24 protein-coding genes and 3 pseudogenes are annotated in these 22,618 nt (G+C 63.7%); 17 read left to right on the top strand and 10 right to left on the bottom strand.

The genetic code is table 11. The features are described 5' to 3' along the window. Nucleotides 1–9: 9 nt before the first annotated feature. The 11 genes from G4G31_RS05330 (at nucleotide 10) to G4G31_RS05285 (ending at nucleotide 8,410) form a co-directional block, all read left to right on the top strand. Nucleotides 10–1,143 (top strand): ABC transporter permease, encoded by a 1,134-nt coding sequence (locus tag G4G31_RS05330; protein WP_182990598.1) that lies wholly within the window; start codon nucleotides 10–12, stop codon nucleotides 1,141–1,143. Continuing rightward, the gene (locus G4G31_RS05325) at nucleotides 1,143–2,021 is read left to right on the top strand and encodes an ABC transporter ATP-binding protein (protein WP_182990597.1); all 879 of its coding nucleotides are present in this window, start codon (nucleotides 1,143–1,145) and stop codon (nucleotides 2,019–2,021) included. The genes G4G31_RS05330 and G4G31_RS05325 overlap by 1 nt, the downstream gene beginning before the upstream one ends. Before the next feature lies 1 nt (nucleotide 2,022). Further along, a complete protein-coding gene (locus tag G4G31_RS05320; protein WP_308622131.1) occupies nucleotides 2,023–2,820 on the top strand; it encodes an MlaD family protein in 798 nt (265 codons plus the stop codon). A 5-nt stretch (nucleotides 2,821–2,825) separates the two neighbouring features. Next, the gene (locus G4G31_RS28080) at nucleotides 2,826–2,969 is read left to right on the top strand and encodes a hypothetical protein (RefSeq protein WP_308622130.1); all 144 of its coding nucleotides are present in this window, start codon (nucleotides 2,826–2,828) and stop codon (nucleotides 2,967–2,969) included. Between the two features lie 11 nt (nucleotides 2,970–2,980). Then, nucleotides 2,981–3,586: an ABC-type transport auxiliary lipoprotein family protein gene (locus tag G4G31_RS05315; RefSeq protein WP_229425388.1), complete on the top strand. Its 606-nt coding sequence runs from the start codon at nucleotides 2,981–2,983 to the stop codon at nucleotides 3,584–3,586. A gap of 57 nt (nucleotides 3,587–3,643) precedes the next feature. Further along, entirely contained in the window at nucleotides 3,644–4,729 is a 1,086-nt protein-coding gene (locus G4G31_RS05310) for a VanZ family protein (protein ID WP_182990595.1), read from the top strand. 86 nt (nucleotides 4,730–4,815) lie between these two features. Beyond that, complete coding sequence (locus G4G31_RS05305; protein WP_182990594.1) at nucleotides 4,816–5,142, top strand: ferredoxin; 327 nt, start codon at nucleotides 4,816–4,818, stop codon at nucleotides 5,140–5,142. A gap of 11 nt (nucleotides 5,143–5,153) precedes the next feature. Then, on the top strand, nucleotides 5,154–5,789 hold the full coding sequence (locus tag G4G31_RS05300; RefSeq protein ID WP_182990593.1) for an alpha/beta hydrolase: 636 nt from the start codon (nucleotides 5,154–5,156) through the stop codon (nucleotides 5,787–5,789). Between the two features lie 122 nt (nucleotides 5,790–5,911). Continuing rightward, complete coding sequence (locus G4G31_RS05295) at nucleotides 5,912–7,057, top strand: D-alanyl-D-alanine carboxypeptidase family protein (protein ID WP_182990592.1); 1,146 nt, start codon at nucleotides 5,912–5,914, stop codon at nucleotides 7,055–7,057. Between the two features lie 119 nt (nucleotides 7,058–7,176). Beyond that, nucleotides 7,177–8,094 carry an aldo/keto reductase family oxidoreductase gene (locus G4G31_RS05290; RefSeq protein WP_182990591.1) on the top strand — a complete coding sequence of 306 codons (918 nt, stop codon included), beginning with the start codon at nucleotides 7,177–7,179 and terminating at the stop codon, nucleotides 8,092–8,094. 7 nt (nucleotides 8,095–8,101) lie between these two features. Continuing rightward, nucleotides 8,102–8,410 (top strand): metal-sensitive transcriptional regulator, encoded by a 309-nt coding sequence (locus G4G31_RS05285; protein WP_182990590.1) that lies wholly within the window; start codon nucleotides 8,102–8,104, stop codon nucleotides 8,408–8,410. Nucleotides 8,411–8,433: 23 nt separating this feature from the next. Here G4G31_RS05285 and G4G31_RS05280 read toward each other — a convergent pair. Both G4G31_RS05280 and pssA read right to left on the bottom strand, forming a co-directional pair. Further along, nucleotides 8,434–8,541, bottom strand: a pseudogene (locus tag G4G31_RS05280) (N-acetyltransferase); the annotation flags it as partial. Between the two features lie 26 nt (nucleotides 8,542–8,567). Then, complete coding sequence (pssA, locus tag G4G31_RS05275; RefSeq protein ID WP_229425387.1) at nucleotides 8,568–9,356, bottom strand: CDP-diacylglycerol--serine O-phosphatidyltransferase; 789 nt, start codon at nucleotides 9,354–9,356, stop codon at nucleotides 8,568–8,570. Nucleotides 9,357–9,566: 210 nt separating this feature from the next. On the opposite strand from pssA, the gene G4G31_RS05270 reads away from it, so the two are divergent. The 3 genes and pseudogenes from G4G31_RS05270 (at nucleotide 9,567) to G4G31_RS25310 (ending at nucleotide 11,264) form a co-directional block, all read left to right on the top strand. Beyond that, nucleotides 9,567–10,610: a CAP domain-containing protein gene (locus tag G4G31_RS05270; protein WP_182990589.1), complete on the top strand. Its 1,044-nt coding sequence runs from the start codon at nucleotides 9,567–9,569 to the stop codon at nucleotides 10,608–10,610. 4 nt (nucleotides 10,611–10,614) lie between these two features. Then, nucleotides 10,615–10,911 (top strand): annotated as a pseudogene (locus G4G31_RS28875) (Hpt domain-containing protein); the annotation flags it as partial. A gap of 68 nt (nucleotides 10,912–10,979) precedes the next feature. After that, nucleotides 10,980–11,264: a hypothetical protein gene (locus G4G31_RS25310; RefSeq protein ID WP_229425386.1), complete on the top strand. Its 285-nt coding sequence runs from the start codon at nucleotides 10,980–10,982 to the stop codon at nucleotides 11,262–11,264. 179 nt (nucleotides 11,265–11,443) lie between these two features. Here G4G31_RS25310 and G4G31_RS05260 read toward each other — a convergent pair whose 3' ends face one another. The 8 genes and pseudogenes from G4G31_RS05260 to rpmH form a co-directional block, all read right to left on the bottom strand. Further along, nucleotides 11,444–11,650, bottom strand: coding sequence for a hypothetical protein (locus G4G31_RS05260; RefSeq protein WP_229425385.1), 207 nt, complete (start codon nucleotides 11,648–11,650; stop codon nucleotides 11,444–11,446). Nucleotides 11,651–11,988: 338 nt separating this feature from the next. After that, nucleotides 11,989–12,261, bottom strand: coding sequence for a hypothetical protein (locus G4G31_RS25305; RefSeq protein ID WP_229425384.1), 273 nt, complete (start codon nucleotides 12,259–12,261; stop codon nucleotides 11,989–11,991). Continuing rightward, nucleotides 12,246–12,563, bottom strand: coding sequence for a hypothetical protein (locus tag G4G31_RS25300; protein WP_229425383.1), 318 nt, complete (start codon nucleotides 12,561–12,563; stop codon nucleotides 12,246–12,248). Before G4G31_RS25300 ends, G4G31_RS25305 begins: the two co-directional genes overlap by 16 nt. A 298-nt stretch (nucleotides 12,564–12,861) precedes the next feature. Beyond that, a pseudogene (gene mnmE / locus G4G31_RS05250) lies at nucleotides 12,862–14,242 on the bottom strand (tRNA uridine-5-carboxymethylaminomethyl(34) synthesis GTPase MnmE). 64 nt (nucleotides 14,243–14,306) lie between these two features. Beyond that, nucleotides 14,307–15,968, bottom strand: a complete 1,662-nt coding sequence (gene yidC, locus G4G31_RS05245) for a membrane protein insertase YidC (protein ID WP_182990587.1) — start codon at nucleotides 15,966–15,968, stop codon at nucleotides 14,307–14,309. Nucleotides 15,969–15,979: 11 nt separating this feature from the next. Further along, on the bottom strand, nucleotides 15,980–16,240 hold the full coding sequence (gene yidD / locus G4G31_RS05240) for a membrane protein insertion efficiency factor YidD (RefSeq protein WP_182990586.1): 261 nt from the start codon (nucleotides 16,238–16,240) through the stop codon (nucleotides 15,980–15,982). Continuing rightward, nucleotides 16,237–16,590, bottom strand: a complete 354-nt coding sequence (locus G4G31_RS05235; RefSeq protein ID WP_308601614.1) for a ribonuclease P protein component — start codon at nucleotides 16,588–16,590, stop codon at nucleotides 16,237–16,239. Before G4G31_RS05235 ends, yidD begins: the two co-directional genes overlap by 4 nt. Nucleotides 16,591–16,698: 108 nt before the next feature. Further along, nucleotides 16,699–16,833 (bottom strand): 50S ribosomal protein L34, encoded by a 135-nt coding sequence (rpmH, locus tag G4G31_RS05230; RefSeq protein ID WP_040378179.1) that lies wholly within the window; start codon nucleotides 16,831–16,833, stop codon nucleotides 16,699–16,701. Between the two features lie 334 nt (nucleotides 16,834–17,167). Between rpmH and dnaA the strand changes: the two genes are divergently transcribed. The 3 genes from dnaA (at nucleotide 17,168) to gyrB (ending at nucleotide 22,493) form a co-directional block, all read left to right on the top strand. Further along, the gene (gene dnaA, locus G4G31_RS05225; RefSeq protein ID WP_182990584.1) at nucleotides 17,168–18,559 is read left to right on the top strand and encodes a chromosomal replication initiator protein DnaA; all 1,392 of its coding nucleotides are present in this window, start codon (nucleotides 17,168–17,170) and stop codon (nucleotides 18,557–18,559) included. A 230-nt stretch (nucleotides 18,560–18,789) separates the two neighbouring features. After that, complete coding sequence (gene dnaN / locus G4G31_RS05220; protein ID WP_182990583.1) at nucleotides 18,790–19,896, top strand: DNA polymerase III subunit beta; 1,107 nt, start codon at nucleotides 18,790–18,792, stop codon at nucleotides 19,894–19,896. Between the two features lie 95 nt (nucleotides 19,897–19,991). Beyond that, entirely contained in the window at nucleotides 19,992–22,493 is a 2,502-nt protein-coding gene (gene gyrB / locus G4G31_RS05215; RefSeq protein ID WP_182990582.1) for a DNA topoisomerase (ATP-hydrolyzing) subunit B, read from the top strand. Nucleotides 22,494–22,618 lie beyond the last annotated feature (125 nt).

The raw sequence follows: 22,618 nt of genomic DNA, 5'->3' as shown, positions 1-22,618 counted from the left end.
ACTGCAACAATGCAGATTGAAAATACGCCAATATTGACGATTCGACCTTCCGCCGGCGGCGCGGCGCAATCTGTCATGGCGAGCGGGGTCTGGCAGGTGCACGCGCTGAGCCAGAAAGGCATGCTCAAGCGTATTAACCGCACGCTGGCAGGCCTCAAGAACAAGTCCTCGCTCGACTGGGACCTGACCGAAGTGGCCAGCATCGACCACATCGGCGCCCAGATGCTCTGGAATGCCTGGGGCAAGAAGCGCCCCGCCAGACTGCAGCTCAATCCGCGCCAGGAAGAACTGTTCGCCCGCATCGAGAAGGCCAGCCGCCACAACTTGCCGCGTGCCAGGATTAGCCCGCTGAACTGGATCATCGCGCTCGGCGCCGGCCTGCTCAACTTCTTCGAACACCTGCACGGTTTCGTCGAACTGATCGGCCGCCTGGTCCAGGACCTGGGACGCTTCATCCGCCGTCCGAATACCGGGCCCTGGCGCGAAATCTCCGCCAATATCTACCACTCCGGGGTGCAGGCCCTGGGCATCACGGCGCTGGTCGGCTTCCTGATCGGCGTGGTGTTTGCCTACCTGGCGGCGCAGCAGCTGCGCATGCTCGGCGGCGACATCTTCGTGGTCAACCTGCTGGGCATGAGCGTCATCCGCGAGCTCGGGCCGCTGCTGGCGGCGATCCTGGTGGCGGGCCGCTCGGGCTCCTCGATCACGGCCCAGCTGGGCGTGATGAAGGTCACCGAGGAACTCGACGCCATGCTGGTGATGGGCATCTCGCATGGCTATCGCCTGATCATGCCAAAGGTGGTGGCGCTGGCGGTCTCGATGCCCTTGCTGGTGGTGTGGACCGACGCCATGGCGCTGATCGGCGGCATGGTATCGGCCAAGATCGAACTAGGGCTGTCGGCGCGCTACTTCCTGCAGAAGCTGCCGGACGCGGTGCCGCTGGTGAACTACACCATCGGCCTGCTGAAAGGCGTGGCTTTCGGCATGCTGATCGCGCTGTTGTCCTGCCACTTCGGCCTGCGCATCAAGCCGAACACGGAAAGCCTCGGGCGCGGCACCACCACCTCGGTGGTGACGGCCATCACCGTGGTGATCCTGGCCGATGCGGTCTTCGCCATCATCTTCAACGGGGTCGGCTTCTGATGGCGGAGAACCAGCGCACACAAGAGCTCAACCGCAAGCCCGAGGAGGACGTCGGTCCGCCGGTGGTCGAGATCCGCAACCTGTGGACCAAGTTCGGCAAGACCGTGGTGCACCAGGACCTGAACCTGGAAATCTATTCGGGCGAAATCCTCTCCATCGTCGGCGGTTCGGGGACCGGCAAGACCGTGCTGCTGCGCCAGATGCTGGGCCTGGAGCGCCCTACGCGGGGTTGCGTGCGCGTGTTCGGCGAAGACATCAGCGAGGCCGGTCCCGAGCAGCTCCAGCGCATGCGCAACCATTGGGGCATGCTGTTCCAGCAGGGCGCGTTGTATTCGGCGCTGACCGTGTTCGACAACATCGCCTTGCCGATGCGCGAACTGCGCGCGCTGCCCGACGACGTCATCCGCGATGCCGTGCTGCTGAAAATGGACATGGTGGGCCTGGGCGCCGAACACGCCAACAAGATGCCGGCCGACCTGTCGGGCGGCATGACCAAGCGTGCGGCCCTGGCACGCGCGCTGGCACTGGAGCCCCGGCTGCTGTTCCTGGACGAGCCCACCGCCGGCCTCGACCCCGACGCGTCGGACGCCTTCGTGACCCTGATCCACGCGCTGCACAGGGAGCTGAAACTGACTGTCGTCATGGTCACCCACGACCTCGACACGCTGTTTGCGCTGTCCTCGCGCATTGCGGTCCTGGCCGAAAAACACGTCCTGGCGGTGGGGCCATCGCGCGACGTGGTGGAGGTGGACCACCCATTCATCAAACAATTCTTCCTCGGCGGCCGCGGCCTGCGGGCACTCGAAGTGCTCGATGAACGCGATGAGGAACGCGAAGAGGAACGCAACGGCGCCGCCGAGGAACATCCAAAGGAGTGACATGGAAAACCGATCTTATGCCCTGATGACGGGTGTCTTCACGATCGCGCTGCTGGTGGCCGCGATCCTGGTGGGCCTCTGGCTGAACCGCGACAAGAACGAGTTCGCGCCCTACGAAATCATCACCACCCAGTCGATCCCGGGCCTGAACCCCCAGGCGACGGTGCGCTATCGCGGCCTGGAAGTGGGCCGCGTCGACGAGATCGTGTTCGATCCGAAGGTCACCGGCCAGATATTGATCCGCCTGTCGGTGGAAGAAGGCTCGCCGATCACTACCACCACCTTTGCCTCGCTGGGCTACCAGGGCGTGACCGGCATCGCCTTCATCCAGCTCGACGACGACCGCACCGGTTCGCCCCTCCTGAGGACCGACCCCGAGCACGTCGGCCGCATCCCGCTGCGTCCGGGCCTGCTCGACCAGCTGGAAAAGCGCGGTCTCGCCATCCTCGACCGCACCGAACAGATCACGGCGCGCATCAACAACCTGATGAGCGACGAAAACCAGAGGATCATCATCGGCTCCTTCGACAACATCAGCCGCGCCGCCGAGGCCTATGGCAAGATTCCCGAGCGCCTGGGCCCGACCATCGACAAGCTGCCGCGCCTGGCCGACAAGCTCGAACAGAGCCTGACCTCCTTCGACACCTTCGCCGACAGCGCCACCAGCACCGTGCGCAACTACGACCGCCTGGCCACCGGCCTGCAGGCCCCGGACGGCCCGCTCAACCGCCTGAACGACGCCATCGGCTCGCTCCGGGCGTCACCAGCGACCTGGAATCGGACACCCTGCCGCACCTGACCCGCATGACCGACGAGGCGCGCACGGCCCTGCGCTCGGTGCGCCGCACCTCCGACGCGCTCGGCGACCGTCCGCAAAGCATCCTGTTCGGCGGCCCGAATGCCCAACCCGGCCCCGGCGAACCGGGCTTCGTCGCCCCGACCAAATGAGGATTACCCCCATGAACCTGTCCCGCATCCTTGGCGCCGCCCTGCTGCTGTCGCTTGCCGGCTGCGCCTCCGAAAAGGCCGCGCCCACCACCCAGTTCGATTTCGGCCCGCTTGGCCCGCCAGCGAGCCAGGTGGCGCAGGCGCCACTGGCGGCCATCGTCGTGACGGACGCGACCGGCTCGCCGGCCTTCGAGAACGAACGCATGGTGTATCGCCTGGACTATGCCGATCCGCTGCAGGCACGCACCTATGCCAACAGCCGCTGGACGGCCAACCCGCTGCTCCTGGTGACCCAGCGCCTGAAGTCGCGCCTGGCCCAGGCCGGCGTGAAGGTACTGTCGGCAACCGACACGGCGACCACGGTGCCGATCCTGCGCATCGAAATCGACGACTTCAGCCATACCTTCGCCAGTACCAGCGCCAGCGAAGGCCGCCTGGTCCTGCGCGCCTCGCTCTTCAACGGCCATGCCCTGGCTGACCAGCGTACCTTTACACGCGCCACCCCGGCCCCCAGTGCCGATGCCGCCGGCGGCGCACGTGCCCCGGCTGCCAGCACCGACGGCGCCGCTGCCGACATCGTCGCCTGGCTCGCCGGCTTCGACAACCGCAAGCGATGACCGGGACCGACCCGCAGCACGCGGCGCCCGAGGACGCGCGGCCGCGCGGTTCTCCCCGTGGCGCGCGCCGCGCTGCTGGCGTATCTGCTGCTGATCGTCTATGCCAGCTGGTATCCGTTTACCGGCTGGCGCAGCAATGGCCTGCCGCTGCTGTCGTTCATGAACCTGGTCAAGCAGCGCTACTGGACCGGCTTCGACGTGATGGTCAACATCGTCGGTTACGTGCCGCTCGGGATCCTGCTGGTGCTGGCCCTGTATCCGCTGGTGCGCGGGATCTGGGCGGCGCTGCTGGCGGCCATCCTCGGCTTCCTGGTCTCGGGCTCGATGGAAGCCGTGCAGAATTTCCTGCCCAGCCGCGTGCCCTCGAACCTCGATTTGCTGACCAATTCCGCCGGCGCCTTCGTCGGCGCCTGCATCGGCCCCTTCATTTCGCGCAGCCTGCTCGACCAGGGCCGCCTGTACCGGCTGCGTAAAAAATGGTTCGCGCCCCATGCCAGCCAGGGCCTGGTGCTGCTGGCCCTGTGGCCGCTGGCGCAGATTTATCCGCAGAGCTTCCTGTTCGGCCACGGCCAGGTGCTGCCGATCGTGTCAAGCTGGCTATCAAGCTGGTTCGACGAGGACATCGACCTGATCGCCATGCTGCGTCCCGGTCCGGCGATGAGCGTCGAACAGTACTGGCTGTCGGAAACCATCATCACCGCCTGCGGCATGGTCGGCGCCGCGCTCACCCTGCTGTGCCTGCTGCGCCGTGGTGCGCCGCGCTATACCCTGATGCTGCTGATGCTGGGCGCGGCCCTGCTCCTCAAAACACTGTCGAGCTCGCTGCTGTTCCGGCCCGACAATGCTTTCGTCTGGGTCACGCCCGGCGCCGAGGGCGGCTTCCTGATCGGCCTGATCATGCTGGCCGGGCTCGCCTTCGCGCCGCAGCTGGCCCAGCGCCGGCTGGCCGTGGTGACGCTGGTATTGAGTTTGATCGTGGTGAATACGATTCCGGCCAACCCGTATTTCACCTCGACCTTGCAGGGCTGGGTGCAGGGCAAATTCCTGAACTTCAACGGGGCGGCGCAGTTCCTGTCATTGCTGTGGCCTTTCTTTGCGCTGTGGTTCCTGCTGCTGCCTTCGCATAAATTGAACCGCGGGTAGATGCGTCCGCCCTGCGGTGATTCGGCCTTGCCCCAGAACGCGTATCATGGCGGCTGGCCATGCCGCCGATACCTGGATGAAAAGACATGAGCGACGAAAAACCTTTTTATGAACATCACGTGTTCTTCTGCATGAACGTGCGCGACGGCGAGAATTGCCGCCAGAGCTGCGGCAAATCCGGCGCCGAGATCGCGCAGAAGCATGCCAAGAAGCGCATCAAGGCCCTCGGCCTGAACGAGCCGGGCAAGGTACGCATCAACCAGGCCGGCTGCCTCGAGCGCTGCGAAGAGGGCCCGGTGGTCGTCATCTACCCGCAGGGCACCTGGTACACCTATGTCGACACGAGCGACATCGACGACATCATCGACACCCATATCCTTGGCGGCAAGATCGTCGAACGCCTGAAAATCTGATTTCCCAACGAATGAACAAGTTTTCGAAACGCTTTTTCCTGGATGGTCATGCAGGCAAGATGGAATGCATGCTCGACCTGCCCGAAGACGCGCCGCGCGGCATCGCGCTGGTCGCCCATCCGCATCCGCTGTACGGCGGCACGATGGAAAACAAGGTCACGCAAACGCTAGCACGCACCTTCGTCACGCTCGGCTATGCGACCGCCCGCTTCAACTTCCGCGGGGTCGGCCAGTCCGAGGGCGAGCACGATCGCGGCCATGGCGAGGTCGACGACATGCAGCTGATGATGGAACACATGCAGGCGCAGTATCCCGGCCTGCCGGTGGCCCTGTCCGGTTTTTCCTTCGGCACCTTTGTCCAGGCCCAGCTGCACGCGCGCCTGCTCAACGAAGGCAAGCCCGACGCCATCGAGCGTCTGGTGCTGGTCGGTACCGCGGCCGGCAAATGGCCGATGCCGAGCGTGCCGGAAGACACGATCCTGATTCACGGCGAGCTGGACGATACGATCACGCTGCAGATGGTGTTTGATTGGGCGCGGCCGCAGGAAATCCCGGTGATCGTGATCCCGGGCGCCGACCACTTCTTCCACCGCCGTCTCAATCCGATCAAAAATCTTGTCGTACAAATGTGGCGCCGTGACAATTGAGCGTAGTACTGACCTATAATGTGGCACTGCAGTGAACCCGTGCTGTCGGGCAACACCTGACGCTTGACGCGTAAGGGCGTGACGATGGCATCCGCACCACCCCTACTGACTTCTGATCTCCCATGAAAAAACTGATTGCGGCCCTGGCCGCCAGCCTCCTGACGCTGTCGGCGAGCGCGCAAACCGTGCCCGCCCCACAGATCGCCGCCAAGTCCTGGCTGCTGCTCGACGCCACCAGCGGCCAGGTCATCGCCGCCCAGGACCCGAATGCGCGTATCGAGCCAGCCTCGCTGACCAAGGTCATGACGGCCTACGTCACCTTCCAGGCGATCCGCGACAAGAAGCTGGCCCTGAACACCATGGTCAACGTGTCGACCCGCGCCTGGAAAGTCGACAACAGCAGCTCGAAGATGTTCATCGATCCGGCCACGCCAGTGAGCGTGAACGACCTGCTCCACGGCCTGATGGTGCAATCGGGTAACGACGCCGCCGTCGCCCTGGCCGAAGCCGTTGCCGGCGACGAAGGCACCTTTGTCGTGCTCATGAACCGCGAAGCGCAGCGCATGGGCCTCAAAAACACCCGTTTCGCCAACCCGCACGGCCTGCCGAGCCCGGACAACTTCTCGACCGCGAGCGACCTGGCGCGCCTGGCTGCGACCGTGATTGCCGACTTCCCCGAGTTCTACAAAATCGACTCGGTCAAGCAATTCACCTATAACAAGATCACCCAGCAGAACCGTAACCGCCTGCTGTGGCTCGACCCCACCGTCGACGGCATGAAGACCGGCCACACCGAATCCTCTGGCTACAGCATGATCGCCTCGGCCCGCCGCCCGAACGGCAATGCCGGCCAGCGCCGCCTGATCTCGGTGGTCTCGGGCGCCAGCTCGGATGCCGTGCGTACCCAGGAAAGCCAGAAGCTCCTGAACTGGGGCTTCCAGAACTTCGACACCGTCAAGCTGTACAGCAAGGGCCAGGCCGTGGCGACGCCGGAAGTGTGGAAAGGCGCGCAATCGAACGTCAAGATCGGTTTCACCAATGACGTCTTGATCACGGTGCCGAAAGGCGTCGCCGGCAAGCTCAAGCCTGTGCTCGAGCGCAAGGATCCGCTGGTGGCACCGCTGGCCCGCAACGGCCGCGTTGGCACCCTCAAAATGATGGTCGACAACAAGCCGCTGCTGGTGCTGCCGGTGGTGGCGCTGGAAGAAGTGCCGGAAGCGAGCATTTTCGGCCGCGCCTGGGATTCGATGCGCCTGATGATGAAGTAAGCGTTTTTTCTCGCACACGATGCCCGCCCGCTTCGCGCCGGCGGGCATTTTTTTTGCCGCTACTTGGGTCAGGCCGGGCCGTTATAATGAACCGTTACCATTTCTACAAATCCCGACCGATGACCCACTCCGCCGCGCCCTGCCCCCGCCTGTCCACCCGCAAGGATGGCCTCGAACTGTCGCGCATCGTGGCCGGCATGTGGCGCATGAACGAATGGGACATGCCGGTCGCGGCGCGCGTCGATTTCATCGAGCGCTGCCTCGAGATGGGCGTGACCAGCTTCGACCACGCCGACATCTACGGCAACTACAGCGTCGAGGGCCTGTTCGGCGAGGCGCTGCGTGCCTCTCCCGGCCTGCGCGCGCGCATGGAAATCGTCAGCAAGTGCGGCATCAAGCTGGTCTCCACAGCACGGCCAGCGCACAGCATCCAGCACTACGACACCTCGGCCGCGCACATCGTCGCTTCCTGCGAGGAATCGCTGCGCCAGCTCGGTACCGACTATCTCGACCTGCTGCTGATCCACCGCCCCGACCCGCTGATGGACTTCGACGAGGTCGCCGAGGCGTTTACGCGCCTGCAGAGGGAGGGCAAGGTGCGCCATGTCGGGGTATCGAATTTCACGCGCCACCAGTTCGAGTCGCTCAACCGCCGCGTGCCGCTGGCAACCAACCAGGTCGAGTTCTCGCCGCTGTACACGGGTCCGATGTTCGACGAGACCTTCGACGGCCTGCAAGACCTGGGCATCGCGCCCATGGTCTGGTCGCCGCTCGGTGGCGGGCGCCTGTTCACCTCGAACGACGCCCAGGCCATCGCGCTGCGCGACGTCGTCAAGGAAGTGGCCGGACGCACGGGACAATCGTTTGCCAGCGTCGTCTTTGCCTGGATCATGGCCCTGCCAAGCCGCCCGTTGCCGATCACGGGCAGCGGACGCATCGACGCCGTGGCCGACGCCGTCGCCGCCACCGGATTCGCGCTGGAACGCAGCGACTGGTTCGCCATCCTGCGCGCCGCGCGCGGGCACGAAGTGGCCTGAGGCAGCCATGGCCGAGCCCGTCAAAATCGTCGAGGGCCGCGCCCTCTCGGCACAGCAAAAGAAAGACCTGCTGAACCGCTTGGCCCGCATCGAAGGCCAGCTGCGCGGTGTGCAGAAATTGATCGCGCTGGCGGCCGAACCCGCCGATTGCGAAGCGGTGGCCCAGCAGATGGCGGCGGCGCGCAAGGCGCTCGACCGCTCCTTCGTGCAGCTCCTGACGGCCAGCGTGGTGACCCATAGCGAGCAGGCCGAGGACCTGGACGCGGCCCGCGCCAGCGCCGTCCGGCTCGCTGCCCTGCTCGACAAGTTCGCCTGATCTGCTGCCCGCCGCGGCGGGATTTAGGACGCGGCAAGCCCCTTGCGGAAGAACACGACACGTTCCGTTTCCTCGAACCCCAGGGCGCAGTGCATGGCATGGCTGGCCACGTTTTCCAGCAGCGCGTCCGAGATCATGGGAGCCCTTCCGCGTCGAATCAGACCTCGTCGTCCTCATACACCAGCGGCGGCGCAATGCCGCGCCAGCCATTCATCCAGGCGATGTTGAGCAGGAGCGTGGCGCTGACGTACAACAGGAAGAACAGCACGAAGAAACGTGTGCGCAATATGATCAGCAACAGGATCGCGATCGCCAGGACGATATACATTCCTTTGGTCAACTTTTGCTTGCTGCTAGGAAAGCGTACGGTCGAGACCATCAGCGTGCCGACAGCCACCATCAGCGCCATCACGGCAAACGCCTGCGCATTGTTGACGACCGGGTCGGGCCAGGCGACGACGACCGAGGCGACGCAGGCGGCGCCGGCCGTGATGGGCATGCCGACGAAGTAGCGCGGATCGGTGCGTCCGACCGAGATGTTGAAGCGCGCCAGGCGCAGGGCGCCGCAGGCAACGAAGATGAAGCAGGCCAGCCCGCCCATGCGCACGATGGTCGGGTGCGCCGCGCTCATCTGGGCAAAACCGTAGCAGTACAGCAGCAGGCCAGGAGCGCAGCCGAAGTTCATGACGTCCGCGATTGAATCGAGCTGCACGCCGAAGGCCGACTGGGTGTTGGTGGCGCGGGCGACGAAGCCGTCGAGTGCGTCGAATACGCCGGCCAGCACCAGCAGGATCGCGGCCAGCCGGTAGTCGCCAGGTGCGCCGACCTGGGCATTGTCGACCGAAATGACGATGCTGCCGAAGCCGCAGGCGATCGACAGCAGGGTGACGAAACTCGGCAGGGCGAACTTGGCGCGTGCCAATCGGGCGGGGCGGGCTTGGTTCAAAGGATGTCCGGACAAGAAAATGATGTCCTTATTCTACCGTGGCAGGGCTGCTGTGGTCGCGCACGTACCGGCGCAGTATCCGACGCGGTAGCCGACGCGGTATCCGGCGCGGTAGCCGACGCGGTATCCGGCGCGGTGGCCGACGTCATACGTACAGAATTTCGCCTAGAATGGATTTTCCTTGGTTTGACCTTGATCAGGAGTGCACGGATGAGCGAGCTGCTGCGCGCGCGGATGATACTGGCGGGATGCGTGACCGCCCTGACCCTGGCTGCCTGTGGCGGTGGCGGTGGCGGCGACGCGAGCCCTGCTCCTGGCGTGGTCGGCAATACGCCGCCGACGGCGCCACCGACGGCACCACCGACGCAACCGGTAATTCCCAATCCACTCACGCCGGTACCGCCGGTCACCAACAACCCGCCCATCCCCGGTGCGCCGAATGCGCCTGTCGCCACCGGCAATATCGCACTCGACGGCCGCGAATGGATCAATTACCGCCGCGGCCTGATTGGCATGTCGACGCTCACCCACAGCAGCGTGATCGATATCGCGGCCCAGGGCCATTCCGACTACCAGCGCATCAACAACACCATCACGCACGTGCAGACGCCCGGCAAACAGGGCTTCACCGGTGCGGAACTCGCCGACCGCCTGCAGAGCGCCGGTTATGTCTTCAATGTCAACGCGAGCCGTGCCTATGGCGAAGTCATTTCCGCGACCAACAACGGCTCGGGCCAGTACATGGCCGAGGAGCTGATCACCGCGATCTACCACCGCTTCGTGATTTTCGAGCCGGTGTTCAAGGAAATCGGCACCGGCGCGGCGACGACGGCCCAGGGCTATAACTATTTCACCGCCAACTTCACCGCGAACAACGGTTACGGTACGGGCCTGCCCAGCGGCCAGGTAGCTGTATGGCCTTTCAATGGCATGGCGGCCGTGCCGCGCAATTTTTATAGCGACACCGAATCGCCCGATCCCGTCCCGGACCGCAACGAGGTCGGCTATCCGATCAGCGTGCACGCCAACATCGACAAGTCCGTCCGCGTGACGAGCTTTACGGTGCGTCCCCGTGGCGGCGCCGACCTGGCGGTGCGCCTGCTGACCGAGACCAACGACACCCACACCGGCGGCTCGTCGGCGGCGATCGTTCCGCTGGCGCCACTGGCGCCAAACACCGTCTACGAAGTGAACTTCTCCGGCACGGTCAGCGGCGTCGCTGTCAGCCGCAGCTGGACGTTCACGACCCTGTGAGCGGATGACGACGCCCGATCCGGCCCTCGCTTCCCCTTCGAAGGACACCGCAACGGTGCCCGACGTGGACGTGGCGGCCGGCATCGAGCGCCTGATGGGCAACCGCACGATCTACCTGCGCGCACTGGCGCGCTTTCGGGGCGATTACCGCGTTGCCGGCCCGGCCATCGGTCGTGCGCTGGCAAATGCCGACCTGCCGCTGGCGCGGCGCCTGGTGCACACGCTCAAGGGTGCGGCCGGCATGATCGAGGCTGGACCCTTGCATGGCGCGGCGATGGCGCTGGAGGAGGCATTGCGTCTCAGGACACCGGCGCCAGGCACGCCCCTGTTCGACGCCCTGCTCGCGCACCTCGATGCCGCCCCGGCGCGGTGCCTGCATACCTGGACGACTTGCTGGCGCCGGAGGAGCGCAGCGCACCGCCGCTGGACACCGGCACCGACGTCGTGGGCCGGCTGCGCGCGCTGCTCGGCAGCGGCGACGGCGCGGCGATCGAACTGGTGGAGGCGGCAGGCGCAACCCTGCGCAGGGAGCTCGGCGAGCGTACCAGTGCCGACCTCAGCGCGGCTGTCACGGCTTTCGACTACGAACGCGCGCTGGAACTGCTCGGCCGGTCACGCAATGCGGGAACGGAGCGCCACCTGGGCGGCAAATGAGCGGCAAATGCGCGGCACCTTAGCCGCCGGAAAGCACACCGCCCGGCGTTCGGTCTGACACATTGCCGGACGCAATGCCAGACACAAGAGCGGCGCCAACAACCCGACGCTGAAAACGGCGGCGTGCCGCGAAAGACGCGGAGCGAGTTGCGCCGCCATATGGATGAGGTGAAACGCGCTCAGCGCGTGTATTCGGCTTCTTCGTCGAAGGCGTCGGTGCAGTCCTTGCCGCAGAAGCGGCGTACGCTGTCGACCGGCTTCTCGCAATACCAGCACGATCCTTTCGGTGGCAGGCTCAGGCGTGTGGGACGTGCCTGGACGCCCCCCGCAGCCAGCGGTTCCGCTGCCGCACTGTCGTTCATCAAACTGTCTTGTATCGTTTCCAAGGTCTACCCCTTACCGGCAGCACGTCAAGTCATCAAACAAGATTACTTCAGTGGAACATCCCAGGCATGATCAATCGCAAATCCGGATTCCGTGCGCGGCAGCCCTGCCACAGCCGTTATCGATGCCCAGTGTGCGCTCAACCTGCCTGCGCCGCAATGACGTTGTTCCTGTCGTCCGACAGGTGCAGCAAGGGAACAACAGATCGCGGAATAGCCTGCGCGAACGGCACGGAAGGCCGTGCCAGCTGAGAAAAGCTTAGCATTATTGATAAGGTTTTTCGCGCCGAAGCAAGCGTGCGCGCTGCCATGGACGGCTTGTTGGCAAGGGGGCGTGCGGTTCAGCGCTTTTCGGGCTCGAGCGACACGCGCAAGCCGTTCGCCGTGGTGGCGATCCGGGTTGGCACATACTGCACGCCGGCATAGCGCAGCTCCTCCATGCGGAAACTGTAGATGGGGATATCCACCATGGTCCGGTCGAGCACGCCGTTGGCGGCGCGTGCCAGCTGGGCCTGCACTCCGGAATCGAGCCCGCCAATGTCGAAGCGCTCGATGCGCGGCTCGGCCAGGAAGACGCCGCTGCGTGCCGGGTCGATGTTCAGGCGCCCGGACAAGGCCAGCGTGCCGGCGAGGGATTGCGCAGGAAGGATTGGGCCACCGTCGCCTCGACCGTCAGCGACACGCGGTCGCCCGGCAGCAGGCGCAATTGCGGGCGCGCCAGGCGCAGGTCGAACAGCTGCAGCAGGCGATGGTCGAGCGGGAAGCGGCGCTCGAGGCCGGCCTGCAGTGACGACAGCGGGATGTCGACATCGCGCGGGCCAAGGATGGACGCGCAGGAAGCCAGCAGCGTGGCGCCGGCGGCCACAGCCAGGCCCGTCAGCAGTGTGCGCCGTGCGCGGGTGTTCATCTCAGGCATGGTCACTCCTCTGTTTGCTCAGGGAGAGCCTAGCACGGCCGCGCGGAGGCATGCGCCGGGCTCGCTGCATGCACGGACTACATGGCTTCGATTTCGTAGAGTGGGTTCTGACCCCACGCGAGATCATCGCCAGCCAGTACGCGGCATGAAGCATTTGTAGGGTGGGCTCTCGAGCCCACGCGGGATCATCGCCAGTTGGTACGGGGCATGAAGCGGAGCTACCTCAGCTGGAGCGGGATCATTGATGGTGATCCCACGTGGTCAAGCGCCTCGCCTGCCGCGACCCGACGAAAGACCATCACTTCCCGATACAGAACCGGCTAAAAATCACCCCCAGCAAATCATCCGGCGTGAACTCCCCCGTAATGCTCGACAGCTGATCCTGCGCCAGGCGCAATTCCTCGGCAAAGAGGTCGAGCGACTGGTCATCCTGCGCCGCGTGCTGGCGCGCCATCTCCAGGTGCTCGCGCGCGCCACGCAACGCGATCAGGTGGCGTTCACGCGCCAAGTACAGCGATTCGCCGGTCTGCTGCCAGCCCGCGATGCGCAGCAGTTCCGCGCGCAACAGGTCGATGCCGGTCTTCTCGTTGGCCGACAGGTACAGGTGGGTCGCGTCCGGCGCGGTGTCGATCGCCGCGCGGTGGCCGGACAAATCGATCTTGTTCCAGATGCGCAGCACCGGCACGCCGGGCGGGAAGGCGGCGACGATGGTTTCGTCCGCGGCGCTCGGCCCGAGATTGGCGTCGAGCAGGTGCAGGATCACGTCCGCCTTGCCGACCTCTCCCCAGGTGCGCTCGATGCCGATGCGCTCGACCACGTCGATGCCCTCGTCGATCGCGCGGATGCCGGCGGTGTCGATGATGTTCAGCGGGATGCCCTCGATCTGGATCGTCTCGCTGACCTTGTCGCGGGTGGTGCCGGCGATCGGCGTGACGATCGCCACCTCCGCCCCCGCCAGCGCATTCAATAGCGAGGATTTGCCGACGTTCGGCTGGCCCACCAGCACCACGTTCAGGCCCTCGCGCAGGAGCGCCCCTTGCGCGGCCTGGCGGAACACGTGTTCGAGCGATTCGACGATCATGGCCAGCTGGCCGCGCGCATTCGATTTTTCGAGAAAATCGATTTCTTCTTCCGGAAAATCCAGCGTGGCCTCGACCAGCATGCGCAAATTGATGGTCTGCTCGACCAGGCGGTGCACCACCTGGGAGAACGCGCCCGACAGCGACTGCGACGCCGATTTCGCCGCCGCCTCGGTCGAGGCGTCGATCAGGTCGGCCACGGCCTCGGCCTGGGCCAGGTCGAGCTTGTCGTTGAGGTAAGCGCGGCGCGTGAATTCGCCCGGCTCGGCCAGGCGCAGGCCATGCGCGCGCCCCCGCTTCCAGCACGCGCGCCAGCAGCATCTGCAGCACGACGGGGCCGCCGTGGCCATGCAGTTCCAGCACGTCTTCGCCGGTGTAGGAATGCGGTCCCTTGAAGTACAGGGCCAGTCCCTGGTCGATGACGCTGCCGTCGGCGGCCTTGAATGGAATATAGGTGGCATGGCGCGGCGCCAGCGTCGTGCCGGGGAACAGCGATTCGATCAGGACGCCGAGCGACTTGCCCGAGGCGCGGACGACGCCGATGCCGCCGCGTCCGGGTGCGGTGGCGATCGCCGCGATGGGAGAGGTGTCTAGCTTCATAGGAAAAGTGTAGCTGATAAAAAAAGCCCGTGACATGCACGGGCTTTCAAAGACGGCGTTCGGCTTACTTGGCGGCCGGCGTCATCTTCTTGGTAATGACCCACTGCTGCGCGATCGACACAAGGTTGTTCACCACCCAGTACAGGACCAGGCCGGACGGGAAGAAGACGAACATGACCGAGAACGCCAGCGGCATGAACATCATCATCTTGGCCTGCATCGGGTCGGCCGGCTGCGGGTTCAGCTTGGCGGTGACGAACATCGAGATCGCGTACAGCACCGGCAGGATGAACCACGGGTCAGGCTGGGTCAGGTCGGTGATCCAGCCGATCCACGGCGCGCCGCGCATCTCGACGGAGGCCTGCAGCACGTAGTACAGGGCCAGGAACACCGGCATCTGCACCAGGATCGGCAGGCAGCCGCCCAGCGGGTTGATCTTCTCGGCCTTGTACAGCTCCATCGTGGCCTGCTGCATCTTCATCGGGTCGTTCTTGAAGCGCTCGCGGATCGCCTGCATCTTCGGCGTCACCACGCGCATCTTCGCCATGCTGCGGTAGCCGGCGGCCGACAGCGGGAAGAAGGCCAGCTTGATCAGGATCGTGAAGACGATGATGGTCCAGCCCCAGTTGCCCAGCAGTCCATGAATAAAATCGATGATCATGAACAGCGGTTTCGCGATGATCGCGAACATGCCGTAGTCTTTCACCAGTTCCAGGCCCGGGGTGATCTTTTCCAGGGTCTTCTCGTCCTGCGGGCCCGAGTACAGGCGCGCCGTGTTCGAGACCGTGGCGCCAGGCTGCAGGGTGCCCAGCGGCTGGTTGGTGCCGATCGCGTACAGGTTGGTCGCTTCCTTGCGCGTGTAGATGTCGCGCGAGGCATTGTCCGCCGGGATGAAGGCCGAGACGAAGAAGTGCTGGGAAATCGCTACCCAGCCGCTGTTGGCTTTCTTCGAATGGTCGGCCTTGTTCTTCTCGATGGCTTCGAAGGACAGCTTCTGGTACTTGTCTTCCGGCGTGAACAGGGTCGGGCCGGTGAAGCTCGGGCTGAACCAGGAGCTGCCTTCCGGCTTGTTGCCGTCGTGCTGAAGCTGCAGGTAGAGCCATGGCTGGACCGGGGCCGCGGTCAGGTTCGTGACGTCATGGCGCATGTCGATGACGTAGTCGCCACGCTTGAAAGTCAGCGTCTTGGTGAGCTTGACGCCGCCCTGCTCGGCGTCGAGCACGAGCTGCACGGTGTTACCGTTGTCGAGCGTACGCGCGCCCGGACGCGGCACGAACACGGTGTTATGGTTCGGCATGGCGCCGGCCGGGGTCGCACCACTGAGGCCGGTCTGGCCCAGGTAGACGTTGTTGCCGCCCACATTGAACAGCACCTGGTTCTTCGTCTTGTCGAAGTGGTCCGGGTACTTCAGCAGCTCGAGGCGGCGAATCACGCCGCCGACGGTGTCGATTTCCGCCTTGACGACGTCGGTGGTGATGGTGATGCGTTCGGCAGGCGCGGCTGCGGGCGCTGCGGCCTGGCCAGGCGCGCCTGGCGCGGCACCTGCCTGGGCGCCGGCGGCCGGCACACCGGTGGTGGCATTGGCGGCGGGTGCCTGGGCGACCTTGGCCGGCGGCGCGCCCGAGAACATCGACTGCTTGCCGTTCGCTACCATCCACTTATCCCAAAGGATGAAGATCGAGAAAGCGAAGACAACCCACAGAATGGTACGTTTATTGATTTCCATTGAGGTATTGATCAGGAGTGGTTGCAACCGCAAGCGGCTGAGTGGGAATGCCCGTCCCGGCGCGGAGGCACGGGATCGAGCCCGCCCGGGTTCCGGGGATGGCAGCGGCCAAGGCGGCGCGCGGCCAGCCAGCTGCCGCGCAGCGCGCCGTGCAACTGGAGCGCCTCGAGGGCATAACCGGAACAGGACGGATAAAAGCGGCAGTTCTGCCCGAGCATCGGCGACAGCACGAGCCGGTAGGCACGCACGATCCAGATGAGCAGGGTTTTCATGGCGTTGGCGGCGTTGGCACCGGCGCCGGCGGGGCCGGGCGGCGTGGACGCTGGGCGTCCGGGTGCTGCGACCCAAGCAAGCGCGACAGTTCGGCGTGCAGCAGGCGCTTGAGCGCGCTGTTGGTGGCCGGGCCAGCCTTGGTGTTCACCGGACGCGCCAGGCGCACGATGCAGTCGACCGCCACGATCTGGTTCGTACGAAACAGTTCGCGGGTGACGCGCTTGATGGTATTGCGGGTGACCGCCCGCGGTGCGAAGCGCTTGGCCGCGACAATGCCCAGCCGCGCATGGGGCAGCGGGCTGGGGCGGGTATAGAGCACGAAATGCGCGGACTTTTGCGTGGGCCGCAAACGAAAAACGGATGAAAACTCATCCGTTTTTAGAATGCGCCGAGCGCGCGCGAAGTCGTGCGAACCTTCGCCTGGCATGACCGGCCGCGGGTCGAGCAGCGAACTGGCTTAGACAGCCAGACGCTTGCGGCCCTTGGCGCGGCGTGCGTTCAGGACTTGACGGCCACCACGGGTAGCCATGCGTGCGCGGAAGCCGTGCGTGCGCTTGCGACGGACGACGGAAGGTTGGTAAGTACGTTTCATGGTGGTCTCGCTTAAAGCAAAATAGTGTGCAAATCGGGTCTGACGTCTTCTCGTCAGGAATCGGCGCCAATGACAGTTCGCAGTTGTTAAGCCAGCGTCACGCCTTAGCATCGTCCGTGCATTTATCAACCATCAATTGCTTGGCTGACAGGTGGGCGGACAGGGAACCCTGAATTAGACTCTATTTGGCGCAAGGCTGTCAAGGCAGCTGTTGTTTCCACTGAGGATAACTTCGTCTTTATCCCCAGCTCGCGTTGAAAAATCTGCGGCAACCTGTGGATAACTTGCGGCGAGACGGGTAAAATAGCGTGTTACGTATCATTAAGCACCGCACATGGAAAACTTTTGGCAGACCGCTTCCGCGCAGCTGGAGCTCGAGCTGACGCCGCAACAATATAGCGCGTGGATCAAGCCACTCGTCGCCCTCGACTACGAGGACGGCAAACTGCGCATCGCGGCGCCCAACCGCTTCAAGCTCGACTGGGTCAAGACGCAGTTCGCCAACCGCATCACCGCCCTCGCCTGCCAGTACTGGGAAGCCCCGGTCGAGGTGCAGTTCGTCCTCGATCCGCGCCTGAACGCGAAAAAGCCGGACGCCGTGCGCCCTGCGCCCGTGAACCAGGTAGAGCCGGGCCAGCTAAGGCCAATGAACCCGGCGCCGGAACCCCAGCAGAACTTGAACATCGCCAACTCGCCGAAGCGCGAGCAGAGCCGCATCAACCCGGACCTGACTTTTGACAGCTTCGTGACCGGTAAGGCCAACCAGCTGGCGCGCGCCGCCGCCATTCAAGTGGCGAACAACCCGGGCGTGTCCTACAACCCGCTGTTCTTCTACGGCGGCGTCGGCCTCGGTAAAACCCACTTGATCCATGCGATCGGCAACCAGGTGATGGTGGATAACCCAGGCGCCCGCATCCGCTACATCCACGCCGAGCAGTATGTGCGCGACGTCGTCACCGCTTACCAGCGCAAGGGTTTCGACGACTTCAAGCACTATTACCACTCGCTCGACATGCTGCTGATCGACGATATCCAGTTCTTCGGCGGGAAAAGCCGCACGCAGGAAGAGTTCTTCTATGCGTTCGAAGCGCTGATCGCGGCCAAGAAGCAGATCATCATCACCTCGGATACCTATCCGAAAGAAATCACCGGCATGGACGACCGCCTGATTTCGCGCTTCGACTCCGGCCTGACGGTCGCAATCGAACCGCCGGAACTGGAAATGCGCGTGGCCATCCTGCTCAAGAAAGCGCAATCGGAAGGCGTGGTCCTGTCGGACGACGTTGCCTTTTTTGTTGCGAAACACCTGCGCTCGAACGTGCGCGAGCTGGAAGGCGCACTGCGCAAGATCCTGGCCTATTCGCGCTTCCACGGGAAGGACATCACGATCGACATCGTGAAGGAAGCCCTGAAGGATTTGCTGTCGGTGCAGAACCGCCAGATCTCGGTAGAGAACATCCAGAAGACGGTTGCCGACTTCTTCAACATCAAGGTCGCCGACATGTATTCGAAGCGGCGCCCGGCGAACATCGCCCGCCCGCGCCAGATCGCGATGTACCTGGCCAAGGAGCTGACGCAAAAGAGCCTGCCGGAGATCGGCGAGCTGTTCGGCGGCCGCGACCACACGACCGTGCTGCACGCGGTGCGCAAGATCGCCGGCGACCGACAGAAAAATGCCGAGTGCAACCACGAGCTGCACGTGCTGGAACAGACGCTGAAGGGTTAAAACGTAGGGTGGACGGGTCGTAGTTCAGGCCCCCGGCCTGAACTACTCCACGCGTTCAACCGGCGGAAATGAACCATAACAGCGTATCGACATCCGGGTGCTTGTCGAACGCGTGGACGGCCAAGCCGTCCACCCTACATAAGTTTGTATTTGTACCCAGCACACGGCAAAATAGTGCTACAGCAACATTTCGAAGTAGATCTTTAAGTTACCACCCACTGAGGACAATTATGCAATTGGTCAAAACCACCCGAGACACGCTTCTCCGGCCACTGCAGATCGTGAGCGGTATTGTCGAGCGTCGGCACACCATGCCGATTCTGGCCAATATCCTCATCCGCAAGGACGGCGAAAGCGTTTCCTTCCTGTCGACCGACACCGAAGTGCAGATCACCACGCTCGCGAACATCGGTTCCGGCGAAGACGTGACCGGCACCACCGTCGCCGCCCGCAAGCTGCTCGACATCCTGCGCGCGCTGCCGGAATCGGGCGACGTCACCATGACGCTGCAAAACAAGCGCCTGACCGTCCAGAGCGGCAAATCGCGCTTCGCCCTGCAGACCCTGGCCGCCGAAGAGTTCCCGACCGTCTCGGTCGCCGAAACCCACAACGCCTCGGTCACCCTGCCGCAAAAGACCTTGAAGCACCTGTTCAACATGGTGCACTTCGCGATGGCCCAGCAGGACATCCGCTACTACCTGAACGGCCTGCTGCTGGTCCTGGACGGTAACAAGGTCATCGCGGTTGCCACCGACGGCCACCGCCTTGCCTTCTGCCAGGTCGAAGCGGACCAGACCTTCGAGCGCCAGGAAGTCATCATCCCGCGCAAGACCATCATCGAACTGCAGCGCCTGCTGGAAGAAAGCGACGAGACCGTGCGCCTCGACATCGCCGCCTCGCAGGTGAAACTGACTTTCGCCGACATCGAACTGGTGTCGAAGCTGGTCGAAGGCAAATTCCCTGACTACACCCGCGTGATCCCGAAGGGTTACAAGAACGACTTCACGATCAGCCGCGATGAACTGCTGCGCTCGCTGCAGCGCGCCGCAATCATGACCAGCGATAAGTTCAAGGGCGTGCGCTGCATCATCACCCCGGGCAGCATGAAGATCAGCTCGACCAATGCCGACCAGGAAGAAGCAGTCGAAGAACTGGAAATCGACTACGGCGGCGACCAGATCGACATCGGTTTCAACGTGACTTACCTGCTCGACGTGCTCAACAACCTGAAGTGCGACCAGGTGAACATCGCGCTGGGCGATTCGAATTCGTCTGCCCTGATCTCGATTCCCGACAATGGCGACTTCAAGTACGTCGTCATGCCGATGCGTATCTAAGTCTCGCCGGCTGCCTCTTGCTTATTTGCTTGAATAATCAAGGGGCAGCCCCGAACTGAGCAGTTTGAATACACAGTTTTTTGAGAAAGCAGTCCATGTCCGATAACGCCAATAACATGCCCCAATCGCCGATGCCCTCGGACGAGTACGGCGCCGCCTCGATTCAAATTCTGGAAGGCCTGGAAGCGGTGCGCAAGCGCCCAGGCATGTACATTGGCGATACCTCGGACGGTACCGGCCTGCACCACCTCGTCTTCGAGGTGCTCGATAACTCGATCGACGAATCGCTGGCGGGCTACTGCACGGAAATCCACGTCACCATCCACGCCGACAATTCGATCTCGATTGCCGACAATGGCCGCGGCATTCCGACCGGCGTCAAGATGGACGACAAGCACGAGCCGAAGCGCTCGGCCACCGAAATCGCCCTGACCGAACTGCACGCCGGCGGCAAGTTCAACCAGAATTCGTATAAAGTCTCGGGCGGCCTGCACGGCGTCGGCGTCTCCTGCGTGAACGCATTGTCGAAACTGCTGCGCGTGACCGTGCGCCAAAAAGGCAAAGTGCACCAGATGGAATTCGTGCGCGGCGTTCCGCAGAACCGCGAAATCGAAATCGTCGACGGTTTCGAGGTTTCCCCGATCAAGGTCATCGGCGAAACCGATAAACGCGGCACCGAAGTGCACTTCTGGGCCGACGAAGAAATCTTCACCCACGTCGAATTCCACTACGAGATCCTGTCGAAGCGTATTCGCGAACTTTCGTTCCTGAACAACGGCGTCAACATCAAGCTCTCCGACCACCGCACCGGCAAGGAAGAAGTCTTCGCTTTCGAAGGCGGCACCCGCGGCTTCGTCGAATACATCAACAAGACCAAGAGCGTCCTGCACCCGACCGTGTTCCAGGCCACCGGCGACCGCATGTCCGAGCACGGCACGAACATCTCGGTCGACGTCTCGATGCAGTGGAACGATGCCTACAACGAGCAGGTGCTGTGCTTCACGAATAACATCCCGCAGCGCGACGGCGGCACCCACCTGACCGGCCTGCGTGCGGCGATGACCCGCGTGATCAATAAATACATCGACGAGAACGATTTCGCCAAGAAGGCGAAAGTCGAAATCTCGGGCGACGACATGCGCGAGGGTCTCACCTGCGTGCTGTCGGTGAAAGTGCCGGAGCCGAAATTCTCGTCGCAGACCAAGGACAAACTGGTGTCGTCGGAAGTGCGCGGCCCGGTCGAGGAAATCGTCGCGAAAACCCTGACCGACTTCCTCAACGAAAAGCCGAACGACGCGAAAATCATCTGCGGCAAGATCGTGGAAGCCGCCCGCGCCCGTGAAGCCGCCCGTAAAGCGCGCGACCTCACCCGCCGCAAGGGCGTGATGGACGGCCTGGGCCTGTCGTCGAAACTGGCCGACTGCCAGGAACGCGACCCGGCACTGGCCGAACTGTACATCGTCGAGGGTGACTCGGCAGGCGGCTCCGCGAAACAGGGCCGCGACCGTAAATTCCAGGCGATCCTGCCGCTGCGCGGCAAGGTGCTGAACGTGGAAAAAGCGCGTTTCGAGAAAATGCTGTCGTCGGAGCAGATCACCACCCTGATCGCCACGCTGGGCACCTCGATCGGCCCGGACGAATTCAACGTCGACAAACTGCGCTACCACCGCATCATCATCATGACCGATGCGGACGTCGACGGCGCCCACATCCGCACCCTGCTGCTGACGCTGTTCTACCGCCAGATGCCGCAGCTGGTGGAACGTGGCCACATCTACATTGCCCAGCCGCCGCTGTACAAGGTCAAGGCCGGCCGCGACGAGCGCTACCTGAAGGACGACATCGAGGAAGCGAGCTACATGATGACGGTGGCGCTGAACGGCGCTTCGCTCATCCCGCGTGACGGCGCCGATCCAATCAACGGTGACGCCCTGGCCGAACTGGTGCGCCAGTACAACCTGGCGAACGCCATCATGATGCGCCTGACGCGCGTGATCGACCGCGCCGCACTGACCGCCATCATGAGCGGCACCACGCTCGACATGTCGACCCTGGACGCGGCCGGCGCCTCTGCCCAGGCGATGGAACAGGCGATCAACGACCCGGCCGTGCGCGTGGTCGTGCGTTCGGACGACCTGTCCGAAAAGCATTCCCTGCGCATCGAGCGCATGCGCCACGGTAACGTCTACGTCACCTCGATCGACGCCGACTTCGTCCTCAGCAACGATTACGCCGTGCTGGCGAACGCTGCAGCGACCTTCCAGGGCCTCATGGGCGAAGGCGCCATCATGCGCCGCGGCGAAGGCGAAAAGATGAAGGAATTCGCCGTACGCGAATTCCACGAAGCGATGATCTGGCTGCGCGAAGAAGCCGAACGCGGCGTCTCCAAACAGCGCTACAAAGGCCTGGGCGAGATGAATCCGGAACAGCTGTGGGAAACCACGATGGACCCGACCGTGCGCCGCCTGCTGAAGGTGCAGATCGAGGACGCGATTGCGGCAGACCAGATCTTTACCACGCTGATGGGCGATGACGTGGAGCCGCGCAGGAACTTCATTGAGTCGAATGCGCTGCAGGCGGGGAATATTGACGTTTAAACGTCGGTTATTAACATCCACATTCGGACCCGAGTGCATAAAAAAACGGCCTAAGTAGGCTAATGCCGTTCAGGTCAGTTAAGGTCCTTTTTTTAGGACGCGAACGGTATAGCGTTGAGGTAAGG

The sequence above is a fragment of the Massilia sp. Se16.2.3 genome (assembly GCF_014171595.1).
GTDB lineage: Bacteria > Pseudomonadota > Gammaproteobacteria > Burkholderiales > Burkholderiaceae_D > Telluria.
The sequence above is the reverse complement of the archived record's forward strand: the minus strand, read 5'-3'. Positions and strand labels throughout refer to the sequence as shown.

Coding starts and splice junctions, on each gene's coding strand:
- yidC (WP_182990587.1), bottom strand. CDS start 15,968: ATGGAAATCAATAAACGTACCATTCTGTGGGTTGTCTTCGCTTTCTCG.
- yidD (WP_182990586.1), bottom strand. CDS start 16,240: ATGAAAACCCTGCTCATCTGGATCGTGCGTGCCTACCGGCTCGTGCTG.
- G4G31_RS05305 (WP_182990594.1), top strand. CDS start 4,816: ATGAGCGACGAAAAACCTTTTTATGAACATCACGTGTTCTTCTGCATG.
- G4G31_RS05315 (WP_229425388.1), top strand. CDS start 2,981: ATGAACCTGTCCCGCATCCTTGGCGCCGCCCTGCTGCTGTCGCTTGCC.
- G4G31_RS05295 (WP_182990592.1), top strand. CDS start 5,912: ATGAAAAAACTGATTGCGGCCCTGGCCGCCAGCCTCCTGACGCTGTCG.
- rpmH (WP_040378179.1), bottom strand. CDS start 16,833: ATGAAACGTACTTACCAACCTTCCGTCGTCCGTCGCAAGCGCACGCAC.
- dnaN (WP_182990583.1), top strand. CDS start 18,790: ATGCAATTGGTCAAAACCACCCGAGACACGCTTCTCCGGCCACTGCAG.
- dnaA (WP_182990584.1), top strand. CDS start 17,168: ATGGAAAACTTTTGGCAGACCGCTTCCGCGCAGCTGGAGCTCGAGCTG.
- G4G31_RS05330 (WP_182990598.1), top strand. CDS start 10: ATGCAGATTGAAAATACGCCAATATTGACGATTCGACCTTCCGCCGGC.
- G4G31_RS05325 (WP_182990597.1), top strand. CDS start 1,143: ATGGCGGAGAACCAGCGCACACAAGAGCTCAACCGCAAGCCCGAGGAG.
- G4G31_RS25300 (WP_229425383.1), bottom strand. CDS start 12,563: ATGCCTGAGATGAACACCCGCGCACGGCGCACACTGCTGACGGGCCTG.
- G4G31_RS05320 (WP_308622131.1), top strand. CDS start 2,023: ATGGAAAACCGATCTTATGCCCTGATGACGGGTGTCTTCACGATCGCG.
- gyrB (WP_182990582.1), top strand. CDS start 19,992: ATGTCCGATAACGCCAATAACATGCCCCAATCGCCGATGCCCTCGGAC.
- G4G31_RS05285 (WP_182990590.1), top strand. CDS start 8,102: ATGGCCGAGCCCGTCAAAATCGTCGAGGGCCGCGCCCTCTCGGCACAG.
- G4G31_RS05290 (WP_182990591.1), top strand. CDS start 7,177: ATGACCCACTCCGCCGCGCCCTGCCCCCGCCTGTCCACCCGCAAGGAT.
- G4G31_RS28080 (WP_308622130.1), top strand. CDS start 2,826: ATGACCGACGAGGCGCGCACGGCCCTGCGCTCGGTGCGCCGCACCTCC.
- G4G31_RS05270 (WP_182990589.1), top strand. CDS start 9,567: ATGAGCGAGCTGCTGCGCGCGCGGATGATACTGGCGGGATGCGTGACC.
- G4G31_RS05300 (WP_182990593.1), top strand. CDS start 5,154: ATGAACAAGTTTTCGAAACGCTTTTTCCTGGATGGTCATGCAGGCAAG.